Origin of the sequence: Microbacterium sp. T32, from assembly GCF_001619615.1 — a bacterium.
Lineage (GTDB): Bacteria > Actinomycetota > Actinomycetes > Actinomycetales > Microbacteriaceae > Microbacterium.
The window spans coordinates 73,478-89,736 of the sequence record NZ_LQQP01000016.1; the positions used below are offsets into that span (position 1 = coordinate 73,478).

Annotated in this window: 15 protein-coding genes and 1 pseudogene; 6 read left to right on the plus strand and 10 right to left on the minus strand. The window is 70.4% G+C overall.

The annotated features are described in order from the left end of the window. Window positions 1–92: 92 nt before the first annotated feature. The 3 genes from AVW09_RS10285 (at window position 93) to AVW09_RS10295 (ending at window position 2,608) form a co-directional block, all read left to right on the plus strand. Window positions 93–314 (plus strand): DUF167 domain-containing protein, encoded by a 222-nt coding sequence (locus AVW09_RS10285; RefSeq protein ID WP_063257984.1) that lies wholly within the window; start codon window positions 93–95, stop codon window positions 312–314. Continuing rightward, window positions 311–1,612 (plus strand): MFS transporter, encoded by a 1,302-nt coding sequence (locus tag AVW09_RS10290; RefSeq protein WP_063257985.1) that lies wholly within the window; start codon window positions 311–313, stop codon window positions 1,610–1,612. Before AVW09_RS10285 ends, AVW09_RS10290 begins: the two co-directional genes overlap by 4 nt. A 78-nt stretch (window positions 1,613–1,690) precedes the next feature. Continuing rightward, the gene (locus AVW09_RS10295) at window positions 1,691–2,608 is read left to right on the plus strand and encodes a DMT family transporter (protein WP_063257986.1); all 918 of its coding nucleotides are present in this window, start codon (window positions 1,691–1,693) and stop codon (window positions 2,606–2,608) included. Window positions 2,609–2,711: 103 nt separating this feature from the next. Here the strand turns inward: AVW09_RS10295 and AVW09_RS10300 are convergent, their stop codons facing one another. The 3 genes from AVW09_RS10300 to AVW09_RS10310 all read right to left on the minus strand — a co-directional run bounded on the left by AVW09_RS10300 (window position 2,712) and on the right by AVW09_RS10310 (window position 5,102). After that, window positions 2,712–3,272: a YceI family protein gene (locus AVW09_RS10300; protein ID WP_022879808.1), complete on the minus strand. Its 561-nt coding sequence runs from the start codon at window positions 3,270–3,272 to the stop codon at window positions 2,712–2,714. 148 nt (window positions 3,273–3,420) lie between these two features. Next, the gene (locus tag AVW09_RS10305) at window positions 3,421–3,786 is read right to left on the minus strand and encodes an FKBP-type peptidyl-prolyl cis-trans isomerase (protein ID WP_063257987.1); all 366 of its coding nucleotides are present in this window, start codon (window positions 3,784–3,786) and stop codon (window positions 3,421–3,423) included. Window positions 3,787–3,938: 152 nt separating this feature from the next. Then, entirely contained in the window at window positions 3,939–5,102 is a 1,164-nt protein-coding gene (locus tag AVW09_RS10310; protein ID WP_063257988.1) for a PrsW family intramembrane metalloprotease, read from the minus strand. A gap of 95 nt (window positions 5,103–5,197) precedes the next feature. Here AVW09_RS10310 and AVW09_RS10315 point away from each other — a divergent pair, with 95 nt between their 5' ends. Continuing rightward, window positions 5,198–6,064: a fumarylacetoacetate hydrolase family protein gene (locus tag AVW09_RS10315; RefSeq protein WP_063257989.1), complete on the plus strand. Its 867-nt coding sequence runs from the start codon at window positions 5,198–5,200 to the stop codon at window positions 6,062–6,064. A 30-nt stretch (window positions 6,065–6,094) separates the two neighbouring features. Here the strand turns inward: AVW09_RS10315 and AVW09_RS10320 are convergent, their stop codons facing one another. The 4 genes and pseudogenes from AVW09_RS10320 to AVW09_RS17275 all read right to left on the minus strand — a co-directional run bounded on the left by AVW09_RS10320 (window position 6,095) and on the right by AVW09_RS17275 (window position 10,163). Continuing rightward, complete coding sequence (locus AVW09_RS10320; protein ID WP_063257990.1) at window positions 6,095–7,558, minus strand: aspartate ammonia-lyase; 1,464 nt, start codon at window positions 7,556–7,558, stop codon at window positions 6,095–6,097. Window positions 7,559–7,683: 125 nt separating this feature from the next. After that, the gene (locus AVW09_RS10325; protein WP_063257991.1) at window positions 7,684–8,583 is read right to left on the minus strand and encodes a phosphodiesterase; all 900 of its coding nucleotides are present in this window, start codon (window positions 8,581–8,583) and stop codon (window positions 7,684–7,686) included. 34 nt (window positions 8,584–8,617) lie between these two features. Then, window positions 8,618–8,944 carry a hypothetical protein gene (locus AVW09_RS18230; protein ID WP_063257992.1) on the minus strand — a complete coding sequence of 109 codons (327 nt, stop codon included), beginning with the start codon at window positions 8,942–8,944 and terminating at the stop codon, window positions 8,618–8,620. Further along, a pseudogene (locus AVW09_RS17275) lies at window positions 8,941–10,163 on the minus strand (anion permease). The gene AVW09_RS18230 and the pseudogene AVW09_RS17275 overlap by 4 nt, the downstream one beginning before the upstream one ends. 200 nt (window positions 10,164–10,363) lie before the next feature. Here AVW09_RS17275 and AVW09_RS10345 point away from each other — a divergent pair. Further along, the gene (locus AVW09_RS10345) at window positions 10,364–12,472 is read left to right on the plus strand and encodes a S9 family peptidase (protein WP_063257995.1); all 2,109 of its coding nucleotides are present in this window, start codon (window positions 10,364–10,366) and stop codon (window positions 12,470–12,472) included. A gap of 520 nt (window positions 12,473–12,992) precedes the next feature. Here AVW09_RS10345 and AVW09_RS10350 read toward each other — a convergent pair. Then, window positions 12,993–13,250 (minus strand): hypothetical protein, encoded by a 258-nt coding sequence (locus AVW09_RS10350; protein WP_156496055.1) that lies wholly within the window; start codon window positions 13,248–13,250, stop codon window positions 12,993–12,995. Between the two features lie 30 nt (window positions 13,251–13,280). Here AVW09_RS10350 and AVW09_RS10355 point away from each other — a divergent pair, with 30 nt between their 5' ends. Further along, entirely contained in the window at window positions 13,281–13,769 is a 489-nt protein-coding gene (locus tag AVW09_RS10355) for a hypothetical protein (protein ID WP_156496056.1), read from the plus strand. Between the two features lie 274 nt (window positions 13,770–14,043). Here AVW09_RS10355 and AVW09_RS10360 read toward each other — a convergent pair whose 3' ends face one another. Both AVW09_RS10360 and AVW09_RS10365 read right to left on the minus strand, forming a co-directional pair. Further along, window positions 14,044–15,072: a 6-phosphofructokinase gene (locus AVW09_RS10360; RefSeq protein ID WP_022879797.1), complete on the minus strand. Its 1,029-nt coding sequence runs from the start codon at window positions 15,070–15,072 to the stop codon at window positions 14,044–14,046. 94 nt (window positions 15,073–15,166) lie between these two features. After that, window positions 15,167–16,231, minus strand: a complete 1,065-nt coding sequence (locus tag AVW09_RS10365) for a hypothetical protein (RefSeq protein ID WP_063257998.1) — start codon at window positions 16,229–16,231, stop codon at window positions 15,167–15,169. Between the last annotated feature and the right edge of the window lie 28 nt (window positions 16,232–16,259).

The window sequence follows — 16,259 nt, forward strand, 5'->3', positions numbered from 1 at the left end:
CGAACGGCAACCGCATGAGTCTACCAGCATCCGGATGCCACCACCCACCCGCCCGCGAACCCCGCCGCCCGGGCGTGCCGTAGCCTCATGGGGTGCAGATCACCGTCCGCGTGAAGCCCGGCAGCCGGCGCGGCCCCCTCGTCGAGGACGGACCCGACGGCCTCCTCGTGCACGTGCGGGAGCGCGCCGCCGACGGTGCGGCGAACGCGGGCGTCGTCCGCGCCCTCGCGGAGCACTTCGGCGTCCCGCCGCGCGACGTCGAGATCGTGCGGGGGCACACCGCCCGGGTGAAGCGCGTCGAGGTCGGAGAGTGAGCCGGGGCAGCGCGCTGATCGACCTGCGCCCCCTCACCTCGTCCCCTGCGTTCGCGCGCCTGTGGATCGGTTCCACTCTGTCGGGCATGGGCGGGCAGCTCACGGTCGTCGCCGTCATGCTGCACGTGTTCGAGCTGACGCAGAGCACGTTCGCGGTGTCGATGATCGCCGTCGCGGGCCTGGTCCCGATGGTCCTCGCGGGGCTCTACGGCGGCATGCTGGCGGATGCCTTCGACCGCCGGACCGTCGCCCTCCTCGCCGCCTGCGTGACGTTCGTGTCCACCGCTCTGCTCGCGGCCCTGGCGTGGACGGGGATGGAGAACGTGGCATCCCTCTTCGTCCTCAGCGTCGTCAACTCGGCCGCGAACTCGATCGTCATGGCCACCCGCTCGGCGATCACGCCCCGTCTCCTCCCCCGCGACCTGCTCCCCGCCGCGGCGGCCCTGCAGGGGGTCACGGTCGGGATCATGGTCATGGCCGGCCCGGCGCTCGCGGGCGTCCTCGTCGCGTTCGCGGGCTACGCGTGGACCTACTCGCTCGACGTGCTGCTGATGACGTCGCTGTTCCTCGGCCTGTGGTCGCTACCGAGGCTGCGCCCCGAGGGCGAGATCGTCCGGCCCGGCCTGGAGTCGTTCCGCGACGGCGTCCGGTTCCTGCGCCGCGCCCCGAACATCCGCCTGCAGTACCTGCTCGACATCACCGCGATGACGTTCGGCCAGCCGATCGCCCTGTTCCCCGCGATCGGCGCGGTCCTCCTCGGCGGCGGCGCGATCACGACCGGCATCCTCACCGCGGCGATCGCGGCGGGGGCGTTCCTGTCCAGCCTCTTCTCCGGGCCGGTCGGCCGCGTCCGCCGGCAGGGCCTCGGAATCGAGCGGGCGATCCAGGTCTACGGCCTGTCGATCGGGGCGTTCGGCCTGATCCTGCTCGCCGCGACGCTCGGGTGGATGCGCCCGGCCGACACCGGCGAGAACTCCGGGGCGGTCGCGCTGATCGTGCTCGCGGCGATCGTCCTGGCCGTCTCCGGCGCATCCGACAACGTCAGCGCCATCTACCGCTCGACGATGATGCAGGCGGCGGTTCCGGATGCCATGCGCGGGCGCCTCCAGGGCATCTTCATCGTCGTGGTCGCCGGCGGTCCCCGCGTCGGCGCGCTCTACGCCGGCACGCTCGCGACCCTCACGTCGCTGTGGGTGCCTCCGTTGTTCGGTGGCATCCTGATCCTCGCCCTCGTCGGCGTGCTCGTGCGCTTCTCGCCGCGGTTCCGCGAATACGACGCGCTGAACCCTGTGCCGTAAGGTCAAGGACCGGCGGATTCCGGACGTCTGAGTCGGCCGCCCCCGCGCGTGTCGGAGCCCGGGCCTAGGGTCGGGATCGTGACATCCGCTCCGTCCCCCTCTCCCGTCTCCGTCACGGTGCAGTTCGTCCTCACCGGCATCGTGTGGGGGTCGAGCTTCCTGTTCATCGCGGTCGCCCTCACCGGCATGACGCCCGCGCAGGTCGCGGGTGGCCGACTGCTCTTCGGCGCGCTCGCGCTGGCGGCGGTGGTCGCGATCCGGAGGGAACGGATGCCGCGGAGTCTCCGCGTCTGGGCGCACCTGTGCGTCCTCGCGGTGTCGTTCTGCGTCATCCCGTTCCTGCTCTTCGCGTGGGCCGAGCAGCACGTGTCGTCGGGGCTCGCGAGCATCTTCAACGCCACCACGCCGATCATGACGGCGATCATGGCGTGGGCGGTCTTCCGCGTCGAGCGGCTCCGGGCGGGCCAGCTCGCCGGGATCGCGCTGGGCATCCTCGGGGTCGTCGTCATCATCGCCCCGGGCGCGCTCGCCGACCTCGGAGGCAGCACGGTCGCGCAGCTCGCGCTCCTCGGCGCCACCGCCTGCTACGGGTTCAGCCTCGCGTACATGCGCCGGTTCCTCGGGAACGCCGGACTGTCGGGCATCGCGTTCGCGTTCGGCTACATCGGCCCGGCCGCGGTCCTCATGCTGCTGCTGTCGCCGCTGATCCTCGCCGAGCCGATGACCCTCACTCCTCCGGTGATCGGGAGCATCGTCGCCCTCGGCGTCCTCGGCACGGGCCTCGCCTACGTCTGGAACCAGAACACGCTGCGCGCGTGGGGCCCGACGCGCGCGTCAACCGTGACCTACATCACCCCGGTCGTCGGGGTGGCCCTCGGCATCCTGGTCCTGAACGAACGGCTCACCTGGAACGGGCCGACGGGCGCGGTCATCGTGTTCCTCGGCATCCTGCTCGTGCAGGAGCGCGTGCGCCTCGGTCGCCGCGCCCGCGCCTGACACGGCACCGGGGCGACGCGCGCGCCGGACAGCCGCGCCGCCGCACCCCGGGAAACGACGACGGCCCCGGATGTCGAAGCATCCGGGGCCGTCGTGAGGGCGATCAGGCCTGCAGGGCGAACTGCAGGTCGAGCTCGATGGTGACGTCCTTGCCGACGAGCACGCCGCCGGTCTCGAGCGCGGCGTTCCACGTGAGGCCGTAGTCCTCGCGGTTGATGACCGTCTTGGCGGTCGCGCCGGCCTTGTAGTTGCCCCACGGGTCGGTGCCGAAGCCACCGAAGTCGATGGCGAACGTGGCGGGCTTGCTGACGCCGCGGATCGTGAGCTCACCGTCGACGAGGAAGTCGCCGTTCTCGACGCGGGCACCGGTCGAGCGGAAGTCCATCGTGGGGTAGGTCTCGGTGTCGAAGAACTCGGCCGAGCGGAGGTGCTGGTCGCGACCCTCGTCCTTGGTGTCGACCGAGGTGACGTCGACGGACGCCTCGACCGTGGCCTCGAGCGGGTTCTCGGGGGCGACCAGGGTCGCGCTCTTCATGCCGAAGGTGCCGCGGACCTTGGAGATCATCATGTGGCGGACGGTGAAGGTCACCTCGCTGTGCGAGGGATCGAGCACCCAGGTGCCCGCCTTGTAGCCGGGGATCTCGAGCGTGGTCGTGTCGGTCATGTCACTCCTTGAGGTCTGGGGAGCCAGATCGGCGTCCTGCCGGGGTCCAACTCGCATTCATCCGAATGTATTCCACGATTCCCGAAAAACACGAACCCGAGGGGGCCGGGGCTCCCTCGGGCGCGTGAACAGGCGGTGAAACGCTCGGTCAGCCCACCTTGAGCAGGTCGATGATGAAGATGAGGGTCTTGCCGCCGAGGAAGTGGCCGCCGGCGGGGCCGTAGGCGAGGTGCGGCGGGATCACGAGCTCGCGGCGTCCACCGACCTTCATGCCCGGGATGCCGTCCTGCCAGCCCTGGATCAGGCCGCGCAGCGGGAACTGGATGCTCTCGCCGCGGCCCCAGGACGAGTCGAACTCATCGCCCGACTCGTACTCGACTCCGGCGTAGTGCACGGTGACGGTGTCACCGGGCTTGGCCTCGTCGCCGTCGCCGACGATGATGTCGCGGATGACGAGGTCGGAGGGGGCGGGGCCGGTGGGAGCGTCGAACTCCGGCTTGGTGCGATCAGTCATGACTCCATCCAAGCACGCGCCCGGCACCCGTGAACCCCCTGGACGAAGACTCAGCGCCCGGTGCCGCGGCGATGCCTGCGTGTCTCCCGGGCGCTGAGTTGGCCTATATCGATGGTGCTCCCGCTCCCCGACGCGTGTCAAGACCCCCTCGGTCAGCGGGCGAGGAGCGCCGCCCGGGCGGCGGCGGTGCGCTGCAGCAACTCGCGCTCCTGGGCGGGCGCGGTGGCGTCTCGTCCGGAGAGCGCGCGCTGGCGCGCGGCGGCGAGCGCCGTGGCATCCCGGATGAAGGTCTTCATCACCGCCGACCGATCCCCCGGCAGAGAGCGCGCCCACGCCACGGACGACCGGCGTCCCGGGCCCGTGGCGAGCATGTCGACCTCCTGAGGCGTGAACCAGCCCGCCGCGGCGTACTCCCCCAGGCGCGCCCGGGTGAGCCGCGCCTCCTCGCGACGGAGGGCCAGGATGCCGAGGATGAAGAGCACGAACAGCGGCACCTGCAGCGTCGCGTAGACCTCGAAGAAGTTGAAGAACGTCGCCGAACCGTTCCACAGCGCGTGCAGCAGCATCGCGCCGACGAGTCCGGGGAGGGCGTACCGCATCGCGGGTCCGGTGCGCAGCGCCCGACGTGCGGCCAGCCCGAACGCGAAGCCCGTGAGGCTCGTGAACATCACGTGCGCGAACGGCGAGAGGACGGCCCGCAGGAAGAACACGCTCACGACCTGCACCGTCCCGCCCTCGATGAAGCTCACGGCGAAGTACTGGATGTTCTCGGTGAACGCGAACCCCGCGCCGATGAGGGCACCGTAGACGATGCCGTCGACGGGCCCGTCCAGATACCGGCGGGCACCCGCGTACAGCAGCAGGAGCCCGAGGCCCTTCGCGATCTCCTCGACGATCGGGGCCTGGACGACGGAGCTGAACGCATCGCCGAGGCCGCCGGTGAGGAATGACAGCAGCGCGTCGACCCCCAGCGCGATGGCGACGGAGGCGATCGCGCCCCACGCGACGGCGAACACGAGGAGTCGGCGCGGTTCCGGTTCCCACCGGTCGATGAGCCGCACCGCGAACCACACGATCACGAAGGGCACCACCGCGAGGATCATGCCGACGATGGATGCCGCCGGCCCGAGGAACCGCAGGAAGTACAGCACGAGCAGCGCCAGCACCGGCACGAGGAGTGCGGCGACGACCCACAGGATGGCCCCGCTGCGGCGCGGGCGCGGGGGCACGGGGGCGGCGGTCGCGGAGACCGGCGCGTCGGCGATGCGGGCGGGCTCACCCGGACCCGGCTGCCACAGGGGCGAGGGGTAGCTCATGCGGACAGCCTAGGGGCGTCGGCGGAGCGGCCCACGGAGGGTTGCGGCAGCCGGGAACGGCATCCCCCGCCGACCGGACCGGTAGCGTGGGGGGCATGCGTTTCGCCCACGTCCGTTCCCGGGAGGCGGCGGATGCCCCTCGCTTGATCACCGTGCACGGCGAGGAGTACGCGTTCGTCGATGAACTCTTCCCGGGCGCTCCGTCGACCCTGGAGGAGCTCATCGCCGGCGGCGACGACCTGCTCGCGCGCGTACGGGAGAGCGCGGACGCCGGGGCGCGGCATCCCCTCCCGGGCGTGACCTTCGCCTCCGCGGTGCTCGCTCCCCCGACGATCCTCGCCGTGGGCCTCAACTACGCCGCGCACTCCGGCGAACTCGGATTGAAGACGGATGCCGGCCCCACCGTGTTCGTGCTGTGGCCCAACTCGTTGACCGCGCACGAAGCCACGACCTCGTGGCCGCGCAGCCTCAGCGAGGCTGTGGACTACGAGGCCGAACTCGGCGTGATCATCGGGCGAGCGGGCCGTGACGTGGCCGAGGCCGACGCCCTCGACCACGTGTGGGGCTACACCGTCGTCAACGACATCACCGCGCGGAACATCCAGTTCTCGGAGGCGCAGTGGTCGCGCTGCAAGTCGTTCGACGGCTTCACCCCGACCGGCCCCTTCGTCGTCACGGCCGACGAGATCCCCGACCCGCAGGACCTCCACATCTGGACGGTCGTCGACGGCCACACGGTGCAGGATGCCTCGACGGGACAGATGGTGCGTTCGGTGGCGACCCTCATCCACAAGCTGTCGGAGTCGGCGACGCTGCTCCCCGGCACGCTCATCTCGACCGGCAGCCCCGGCGGCGCCGGCTACTCCCGCGACCCGCAGATCTTCCTCCGCGACCGTTCGACCGTGACCGTCGGCATCGACGGCATCGGCGAGCTCACGACGCACTGCCGCATCCTGGACTGACCCGAGGGGCGGTGGGGCGCCCCGGAACGCTCAGTCCTCGACGACGCTGTCGGCCGCGCGGATCACCGGGATCGCCTCGGTGATCGCTTGCAGACCCGAGAGGCGGGCGGGCGAGATCTGCTTCATGACCTCGTCGCGGGTCATGAGACCCGCCTCCACGACCAGGTCGGCGACGTTGCGGTGCGTGAGGAGCGCGGTCTTGGCGAGCGCGGCGGCTGCGGCGTACCCGATGAAGGGCGTCAGGGCGGTCACGACGCCGACCGACGACCCGACCATCGCGCCGAGGCGCTCGCAGTTCGCGGTGATGCCGTCGATGCAGTTGACGCGGAGCGTCCACATGGCCTGACGCATCCAGGTGATCGACTGGAAGATCGAGTGCGCGATCACCGGCTCGAACGCGTTGAGCTGGAGCTGGCCGCCCTCGACCGCCATCGTCACGGTGAGGTCCGCACCGGCGACGGCGAAGGCCACCTGGTTCACGACCTCGGGGATCACCGGGTTCACCTTGCCGGGCATGATGCTCGACCCCGCCTGACGAGCGGGGAGGTTGATCTCCCCCAGCCCTGCCTGCGGGCCGCTGGAGAGCAGCCGCAGGTCGTTGCAGATCTTCGAGAGCTTGATCGCATTGCGCTTGAGGGATGCCGAGAACGACATGAACGCGCCGGTGTCGCTCGTCGACTCGACCAGGTCGGTGGCCGTCGCGAGGTCGAGCTCGGTGATCTCGCGGAGGTGACGCAGCACCGCCGGACCGTACTCGGGGTGCGCGGTGATGCCGGTGCCGATGGCCGTCGCGCCCATGTTGATCTCGAACAGCAGGTACGCGTTCTCGGTCAGACGGCTGTAGTCCTCGCCGAGCGTCGTGGCGAAACCGTGGAACTCCTGCCCGAGCGTCATCGGCACGGCATCCTGGAGCTGCGTACGTCCGACCTTGAGGACGTCGTGGAACTCCTCGGCCTTGCCGAGGAACGACTCCCGCAGCAGCGCCAGTTCCTCCAGCAGGCTCCGGAGCGTCAGCGACAGACCGATCTTGATGGCGGTGGGGTAGACGTCGTTGGTCGACTGGCTGCGGTTGGTGTCGTCGATCGGCGACAGGAAGGCGTAATCGCCCTTCTCCCGCCCCGCCATCTCGAGCGCGATGTTGGTGATGACCTCATTCGCGTTCATGTTGGTCGACGTGCCCGCGCCGCCCTGGATCACGCCGACGGTGAACTGGTCGTGGAACTCGCCGTCGATCACGCGCTGCGCGGCCCGATCGATGAGGTCGGCCTTGCGCGGGTCGAGGACGCCGATCTGACGGTTCGCGCGAGCCGAGGCCTGCTTCACCATCGCCAGGGCGACGACGAGGTCGGGGTAGACCGAGATGGGTCGCTTCGCGATGGGGAAGTTCTCCAGAGCCCGCGCCGTGTGGATGCCCCAATAGGCATCGGCGGGGATCTCGAGCGAGCCGAGGGAATCGGTCTCGATGCGGGTGCGCGTCATTGCGTCCAAAGCCATGGGGGATGTCCTCGTGGGTCGTTCACGGCGGTCAGGGATCCCCCGAGCCTAACCACCGTCCACAGGACCGTCGCTGGACGCCACGGCCTGTCGCCGGGTTCCTCCCCTCCCCGGTGTACACCGCCTCACCGTTTGCGCGAGAAGGCCTCGAGACGCTCGTCGGGAGTCAAGGCGGCCATCCGCGCGACCCACTCGGGCGTGAAGTACCCGGCCGGCTCGGCATCCACCACCGGCACGACGGCGTGGGTGATCGTGTCGTCCCACACGTGGACGAGGTGGAAGGACTGCCCGGCATCCATGCCGTTGACCTCGTCGGCGGGACGCGCAAGGTCCATCGTGTAGCAGGACGCGGCCGAGACGCTCACGGGCACCCCGGCGAACGTGCCCGACGTCGAGTAGTGCAGATGCCCGGCGAGGATCGCCCGCACGTCGCTGCCCGCGATCGCCGCGGCGAGGCCCGGTTGGTCGCGGAGTTCGAGGATGTCGAAGAACGGGATGTGGGTCGGCAGCGGCGGGTGGTGCAGCGCGAGGATCGTGCCCAGCGGTGCGGGTTCGGACAGCTCGGCGCGCAGCCACTCCAGTTGCGCGGCGTCGAGGTCGCCGTGGTGCCACCCCGGAACGCTGGAGTCGAGCGCGATCAGGCGCAGGCCGTCGAGGTCCCACACGCCCGTGACGGGTTCCTCGGTCGGCTCACCGTCCAGCAGGCCTGCCCGCAGAGCGGGACGCTCGTCGTGATTGCCCGCGACCCACACGACCGGCGCGCCCAGCCGCGCGGCCCACGGCTCGACGGCCTCGCGCAACGCGCGATACGCGTCGGGCTCGCCCAGGTCGGTGAGATCGCCGGTGAAGACCACGGCATCCGGACGGACGCCCATCGCCTCGGCGGCCTCGAGGGTCCGCCGCAGGTGCGCTGCGGTGTCGTAGCGCTCACCCAGCAACCGGTCGCCGGCGAGCAGATGCGTGTCGCTGAGATGGAGGATCACGCGCCGCGCGGGCGCGTGCTGACCGAACTGCACCGATGCCATGCCCTCAGCCTACGAGGGGGCACCGACAGCGGTGTCAGTGGAACAGGATCAGCAGCAGCGCAGCGAGCACCGCCGCCGCACACACGACGAAGCACGCATACGCCGCGGCGAGCGCGAGGCGTTTCTGGCCCACGCTCAGCGGATTGCGCGCCGCCGCCTTGGCCACCGCCTTCTCGGCGCGGCGTTTCTGCTTGTCGGTGAGCACGGTGATGGCATCCGTGAACTCCGCCGGCGCGACCAGCGGGGGGCGCCCGCCCCGCACGAGGAGCCGGAGGCCCAGGGCGTAGAACGTCACGACGATCGCGGCGCCCAGGAGGGCGGCGACGAAGACGTGCAGGAAGGCTTCCCAGTCGATGATCATGCGTCGCGGTCCTTCCCGGCCTGGGCGCGCTCGAGGCGGAGCTGCCGGCGCGTCGGACCGGGCTTGCGCGGCACTTCACCGCGGCCCCGGAGTCGGCGACCTCGCTCATCGCGTTGGCGGACGTGACCTCGTCGCGGCGCGAGCGCAGGAACAGTCCGAGGATGATCGCGACCGCGATGACCGCGTCTACCGCCACGCCCCAGCCGCCCAGCCACACGACGATGAGCGCCGCAGCCGCCCCGACGGCGCCGGCCGCGGGGAGGGTGAGCACCCACCCGATCGTGATGCGCCCCACGGTCCCCCAGCGCACCGTCGACCCGCGCCGGCCGAGGCCCGAGCCGATCACGGATCCCGAGGCGACCTGCGTGGTCGAGAGGGCGAAGCCGAGGGCGCTGGATGCCAGGATCGTCGCGGCCGTGGACGTCTCGGCCGAGAAGCCCTGCGCCGGCTTGACATCGGTGAGGCCCTTGCCGAGCGTGCGGATGATGCGCCACCCGCCCATGTACGTGCCGAGCGCGATCGTGAGCGCACACGCCAGCACGACCCAGATCTGCGGATCGGGTTCGGATGCCGACTGCCAGCCGACCGTGATGAGGGCGAGGGTGATGACACCCATCGTCTTCTGCGCGTCGTTCGTGCCGTGCGCCAGGGCGACGAGCGACGACGTGAAGATCTGACCCCACCGGAAGCCGTCGCGGCCGTCCGCCTTCATGTCGTAGCGGCGCGTGACGCCGTACGCGATCTTCGTCACCGTGAACGCGATGATTCCGGCGGTGAGCGGGGCGATCAGCGCCGGCAGGATCACCTTGCTGAGCACCACGCCGGTGTCGATCGCCGAGGCGCCGACCCCCACGAGCGTCGCCCCGATGAGACCGCCGAAAAGGGCGTGCGACGAGCTCGAGGGCAGACCCAGCAGCCACGTGAGCATGTTCCACGTGATCGCGCCGATGAGGCCGGCGAAGATGATCGGCGGGAAGATGTCGGGACTCAGCTGGTCCTCGCGGATCATGCCGCCCGAGATCGTCTTCGCGACCTCCGTCGACAGGAAGGCACCCACCAGGTTGAGGCTCGCGGCGAGCAGCACGGCGACCTTGGGCTTCAGCGCCCCCGTGGCGATGGGCGTCGCCATCGCGTTGGCGGTGTCGTGGAACCCGTTGGTGAAATCGAAGAACAGTGCCAGGACGATGACCAGCACGATGACGAGGGCTGCGCTCTCCACCGATCGCTTTCCGTAAGGGGGAAGGGAGGGATGCCGACGGGATCGGCGCGGAGAACGAAGAGTTCACCTGACGTTAGACCCGCGTTCACCGGGCCGACGACATCATTTCATCGGCATCGTCGTCGGTCAAACGGGGGCGTCGGCCGAACGAGGGGCGCAGGACTCGGACCGGGACGGTGGGAGCCGACTAGCGTGGAACGGTGACCGACTCCGCTGAATCCGCCCCCGTCGCCGCCCGCCGCCCCACTCCCCGTGTCCACCACGGCGACACGTTCGACGACCCGTACGAGTGGCTCCGAGCCAAGGACGACGCCGAGGTGATCGCGCACCTCGAGGCCGAGAACGCGTACACGGACGCGCGCACGGCGCACCTGGCATCCCTCCGCGACGAGATCTTCGGCGAGATCAAGGGCCGCACGCTCGAGACCGACCTGTCCGTGCCCGCGCGCCGCGGCGAGTGGTGGTACTACGGCCGCACCGTCGCGGGCGCGCAGTACGGCATCCAGTGCCGCGCTCCCCTGGCGTCGCCGGACGACTGGACCCCGCCCGTGCTCTCGCCCGACGCGCCCGTGCCGGGCGAGCAAGTGCTGTTCGACGGCAACGTCGAGGCCGAGGGCACCGACTTCTTCTCGCTCGGGAGCTTCGAGGTCTCCAACGATGGCACGCGCATGCTGTACGGTATCGACGTCGCGGGCGACGAGCGGTACACCGTGCGGGTCCGCGACCTCGAGACCGGTGAGACGCTCGCGGATGAGATCCCCGGCACCTTCTCGGGTGCGACCTTCTCCCCCGACGGCCGCTTCATCGTGTACACCACCGTGGATGACGCGTGGCGCCCCGACACCGTGTGGCTGCACGAGATCGGGACGGGAGTGGATGCCGACGTGCAGCTGTTCCACGAACCTGACGAGCGGTACTGGGTCGGCGCCGACTTCACCCGCAGCGACCGATTCCTCGTGATCGGCGTGGGCTCCTCGATCACCTCGGAGGAGCGGCTCATCGACGCCGGCGACCTCCGCGGTGAGGCCCGCGTGGTCTGGCCGCGGCGCGAGGGCGTCGAGTACTCGAGCGAGCACGCCGTCGTCGACGGTGAGGACGTGCTGTACATCCTGCACAACGACGGCGCTCTCGATTTCGAGCTCGTCCGGGTGTCGGCATCCGACCCGCAAGGCCCGCGCGAGACGGTGATCCCCCACCGCGCCGGCGAGCGCCTGCTCGGCGTCGACACGTTCCGCGACTGGGGCGTCGTCGCCTACCGCCGCGACGGGCTCGCGCGTCTCGGCCTGCTGTCGTACACCGACGGAGCGGTCACCGAGATCGCGTTCGACGAGCCGCTCTACAGCGTCGGCACCGGCGGCAACCCCGAGTGGGCGCCGCCCGTGCTGCGCGTGGGCTACGGCTCGTTCGTCACGCCCGGCACGGTGTACGACTACGTCATCGAGACCGGCGAGCTGCTTCTGCGCAAGCGGCAGCCGGTGCTCGGCGGCTTCGACCCCGAGGACTACGGCCAGGCGCGCGCGTGGGCGACCGCCGACGACGGCACGCAGGTTCCCATCTCGCTCGTGTGGAAGCGCTCGTTCGGAGACCCCGGGGCATCGCCGCGTCCCGTCCACCTGTACGGCTACGGCTCGTACGAGCACTCCATCGAGCCCGGGTTCTCGGTGCCGCGTCTGTCGCTGCTCGACCGGGGAGTGGTCTTCGCCGTGGCGCACGTCCGCGGCGGCGGCGAGATGGGCCGCCAGTGGTACGAGGACGGCAAGCTGCAGGCCAAGCGCAACACGTTCACCGACTTCGTCGCGGTCGCCCGTCACCTCGTGGCATCCGGCTACACCACGCCCGACCGGCTCGTCGCCGAGGGCGGGAGCGCGGGCGGTCTGCTCATGGGCGCCGTCGCGAACCTCGCACCGGAGCTGTTCGCCGGGATCCTCGCCGATGTGCCGTTCGTCGACGCCCTGACGACGATCCTCGACCCGTCGCTCCCGCTCACGGTCATCGAGTGGGACGAGTGGGGCGACCCGCTGCACGACGCCGACGTGTACGCGTACATGAAGTCTTACTCGCCGTACGAGAACGTGCGCGAGGGGGTCGCCTACCCGCGGATCCTCGCCGTCACCTCGCTCAACGACACCCGCGTGCTGTACGTCGAGCCCGCCAAGTGGGTGCAGCGCCTGCGTGAGGTCGGCGCCGACGCGCTGCTGAAGTGCGAGATGGTCGCCGGTCACGGCGGCGTGAGCGGCCGCTACAACGCCTGGCGCGAGCGCGCGTACGAGCTGGCCTGGCTGCTCGACGTCCTGGGGCTGGCGGAGTAAGGGCGGCTGCCACTTCGCGTTGCGAGCCGGCGCGTGTCCCACTTCGTGCAGTTGCAGGCGCTCTCTGCTGCACATAGTGGGACACCACCGCTGGGGTTGCGGAGGGCTGCGCGTGCAGTCGGGGCGAGCAACGGCGGGCATGTCCCACTTGGTGCAGGAATCGAGCGCCTGAATCGCACATAGTGGGACACGCCCCGCTGGGCACCGCTGAGCGCCGCTCGACGCTGCTGCGGTCTGGAGCCCGTGGTCCCACTTCGTGCAGATCGAGGGGCTCACCGCCGCACATTGTGGGACACGCAGCGTCCCGACGGCTGTTCCTCCCCCGCGCCGCAGAGCGCGGAACCATCCACGGATCGCACGCTCGGCGCCCCGGCGGCTCGGACCGCACCGCCATGCTCGGCGGATGGTCGATCACCCTCAGATCTTTTCGGTTCGGGATGCCATGGCCTCCGGCCGCTCCCGTTTCGCGCTGCGTCACGTCGGTGTTAGAACGCCCTACAGCGGCATCCGCTCGTCTGCGTCACCGCCCGCGCCGGAGGACCTCGAGGCCCGTGTCGCTGAGTACGCCCCACGACTCCGGAACGGTCAGTTCTTCAGTCACGAGACGGCGCTGGGATTGCTCGGCGCTCCACTCCCTCCGTACCCTCATGTTCCCGGCATCCACGTGTCCGCGCATCGTCCGGGGCGGGAGCCACGGGTGGAGGGCATCCGAGGTCACCGCCTGCAGACACGCGATCCAGCGGTCGTCCTCACCCCGCGGGGCTGGCCCGTCGAGCATCCGGTGCGCGCGTGGCGGCAATGCGGGACGGTGTGGCGGATCGACGACCTCGTCGCCGCCGCGGACTACCTGCTCACCGATGCCGAGCCGCGGATCGAAGTGCAGGAACTCGCGGCAGAGATCGCGCGTATGGGCGACACGCGGAAGCGCCTCCTCACGCGCGCACTCGGCCTCAGTCGCTTCGGCCCGCGTTCGGCCTACGAGACGCGACTGCGGCTCCTGCTGATCCGCCACGGGCTCCCGGAACCCGAGATCTCGTGGGTCCTGCGCGACGCTGACGGCACCTTCATCGCCGAGCTCGATCTCGCCTACCCCGCCTGGAAGGTCGCCGTCGAGTACGACGGACGCGTCCACGCCGAAGACATGCGCCAGTTCGCTCGGGATGCCGACCGGTGGGACGCCATCCGAGCGTGCGACTGGCAACACGTGCGCATCCTCTTGCACCACATGCGCGGGGACGGCACGGCCGCTGTCCGGAAAGTCCGTGAGGCGCTCGTCCGTGCCGGATGGCGGCCATGACGCCCCTCGTGTCCCACTTCGTGCAGGAAACTGCGCTCAGATTCGCACGAAGTGGGACATGCGTAGGCGGCGGAACCCACCGCGACAGCCAGGCAACGCGCGATGTCCCACTTCGTGCAGGAAACTGCGCTCAGATTCGCACGAAGTGGGACATGCATCGCCGACACGGCCCACCACGCGGGGGCGCGAGCGGTACGGGCACCGCAGCCGACCTCAGCACAGAGACAACATCGCCCCGCCCCGCGGCGGCGGGACGGGGCGACGGAAGCGGGACTCAGCCGAAGAGCGCGGCGGCCTCTTCGTAGCGGTACAGCGGGACGCTGTTGAGCTCGCCGAGGGCGTCGGCGAACGGGACACGGATGATGTCGGTGCCGCGCATCGCGACCATCTGCCCCCAGGCCTCGTCGGCCAGCGCGTCGGCGGCGTGCAGCCCCAGGCGGGTGGCGAGCACGCGGTCGAACGCTGACGGCGAACCGCCGCGCTGGATGTGACCCAGCACCGTCGCGCGGGTCTCGATGCCGGTGCGGCGCTCGATCTCGGGAGCCAGCAGTTCACCGATGCCGCCGAGGCGGGGGCGGTTGAAGGCATCCAGGCCCTTGTCGCTGAATGCCTCCTCCATGCCGGTGAGCTTGAAGCCCTCGGACACGACCACCAGCGGCGCACGCCCACGGTCGTGGGCCCGCGTGACCTGCTCGACGATCTCGTCGATCGACATCGGCACCTCGGGGATGCAGATGACGTGCGCGCCCGCGGCGATGCCGGCGTGCAGCGCGATCCAGCCGACGTGGCGGCCCATGACCTCGGCGACCATGCAGCGCTGGTGCGAGTCGCCCGTGGTGCGGAGGCGGTCCATGGCATCCGTCGCGATGTTCACCGCGGTGTCGAAACCGAAGGAGTAGTCGGTCGCGCGCAGGTCGTTGTCGATCGTCTTGGGGACGCCGATGACGTTGATGCCGTCGTTCGACAGGCGGTCGGCCGCGGCGAGCGTGCCTTCGCCGCCGATGGCCAGGATGCCGTCGATGCGGTGCCCGTACAGCGTCTTGGAGATGTTCTCGGCACCGCCGCGCACGCCCTCGTACGGGTTGGTGCGGCTCGTGCCGAGGATCGTACCGCCGACCTTCGACAGGCCCTTCACCTCGTGGCGCGTCAGGGGGAAGAAGTCACCGTCGACGACGCCGCGCCATCCGTCGCGGATGCCGACGAACTCGATGTCGTGATTCGTGGTGCCCTTGAGCACGACGCCACGGATGACGGCGTTCAGCCCGGGGCAGTCTCCGCCGCTGGTCAGGATGCCGATCTTCATGCTGGAACCTCGCTATTGGGGATGATCGAGTCGGCGACGCTGCCGCGTTCGACATTAGTGCCCCACCGGGCGCGCTCGCCAAATGGGGGACAGCTCACGCCGGATGCCAGGGGCCCGTGTTGCCATCCCTGGCCCAGCGCTCTTCGTCACCTCCCGTGTCGACCTCGACGAACCAGTACGTCTCGCCCGGCGACCAGCCTGCCACCAGGCTGGAACCGAGGGCTCCCACGGGGATGACACGTCCGGCCGTCGAAAGGTATCCCGCAACGCTGAGGTGCACACCCACGGCCTCGTTCGCCATGGACGCCCAATCAGGTTGCACCCACGGTCCGCGCCGGTCGGTCATGCGTCCCCAGTCATGCCCGCGGGACGCGGTGACGACGAGGGGATGCCGCGCACAGAGCGCCTCCCAGTCGTCGGGCCCCGCGATCTCGATCACGACACCATCGGGAACGATCGCCCGCCGTGCCCGGGCCGATTGCCACCCGAGTCCGTCCTCCACGTAACGCAACCGCAGTGGATCCCCGTGTGCTGCCGGCGGGGTGGTGAGGGCCAGGCCTGCCGGGGGTGTCGACCACCACGTCCCCGACCAGCGACCCTCACCCAGCGCAGCCCACTCGATCTCGCTCGCCGCAGCTTCTTCACGCCACCGCGCGAGCACGTCGCCCGGTGCCTCGTCGAGGACCGGGACCCCCGCGAACGAGACCGTCCACTGCCGCTCACGATCGAGGGGCCGTGCCCACTCGCGGGCGCCGGGCGCGCGCGCGACGGCTGCGGCGACGGGAGCCAGCACGGGACGCATCTCAGCGCTGGAGGCGAGGACATCGGCTCCGTCCGGCGCCTGCCAGTACCGGGCGCCATCTACAGAGGCCTCCAGAGCCGCGTCGAGCACCTCGGGCGAGATTTCCGGCGCACCCAAGTCCGTGAAAGCGGTCGCCACGTCCGCGGGTGAAACGTCGGGCTCGTCGAATGGCTCGCCGTTTCCGATCACGATCAGCGTGCTGCTCCCCGTCTCCAACCCGTGCGCGGCCCGGAACGCCGCGTGCACGGCATCCCGCATCTCGGGCGTGTCCGCGCGCCTCGCGCCGTCGAGCAGGATCTCCAGGCACAGGCGTCGTCCGCGCGGGCCGTCGAGCAGAGCCGAAGGATCGAGGAACATGCCCCGACCCTAGCGACACCGTCCGACA

Bases quoted from the DNA above. Each gene is read 5' to 3' on its own strand.
- AVW09_RS10300 (WP_022879808.1), bottom strand. From the start codon at position 3,272: ATGACCGACACGACCACGCTCGAGATCCCCGGCTACAAGGCGGGCACC.
- AVW09_RS10305 (WP_063257987.1), bottom strand. From the start codon at position 3,786: ATGACTGATCGCACCAAGCCGGAGTTCGACGCTCCCACCGGCCCCGCC.
- AVW09_RS10310 (WP_063257988.1), bottom strand. From the start codon at position 5,102: ATGAGCTACCCCTCGCCCCTGTGGCAGCCGGGTCCGGGTGAGCCCGCC.
- AVW09_RS10315 (WP_063257989.1), top strand. From the start codon at position 5,198: ATGCGTTTCGCCCACGTCCGTTCCCGGGAGGCGGCGGATGCCCCTCGC.
- AVW09_RS10320 (WP_063257990.1), bottom strand. From the start codon at position 7,558: ATGGCTTTGGACGCAATGACGCGCACCCGCATCGAGACCGATTCCCTC.
- AVW09_RS10325 (WP_063257991.1), bottom strand. From the start codon at position 8,583: ATGGCATCGGTGCAGTTCGGTCAGCACGCGCCCGCGCGGCGCGTGATC.
- AVW09_RS18230 (WP_063257992.1), bottom strand. From the start codon at position 8,944: ATGATCATCGACTGGGAAGCCTTCCTGCACGTCTTCGTCGCCGCCCTC.
- AVW09_RS10350 (WP_156496055.1), bottom strand. From the start codon at position 13,250: ATGCTCGACGGGCCAGCCCCGCGGGGTGAGGACGACCGCTGGATCGCG.
- AVW09_RS10360 (WP_022879797.1), bottom strand. From the start codon at position 15,072: ATGAAGATCGGCATCCTGACCAGCGGCGGAGACTGCCCCGGGCTGAAC.
- AVW09_RS10365 (WP_063257998.1), bottom strand. From the start codon at position 16,231: ATGTTCCTCGATCCTTCGGCTCTGCTCGACGGCCCGCGCGGACGACGC.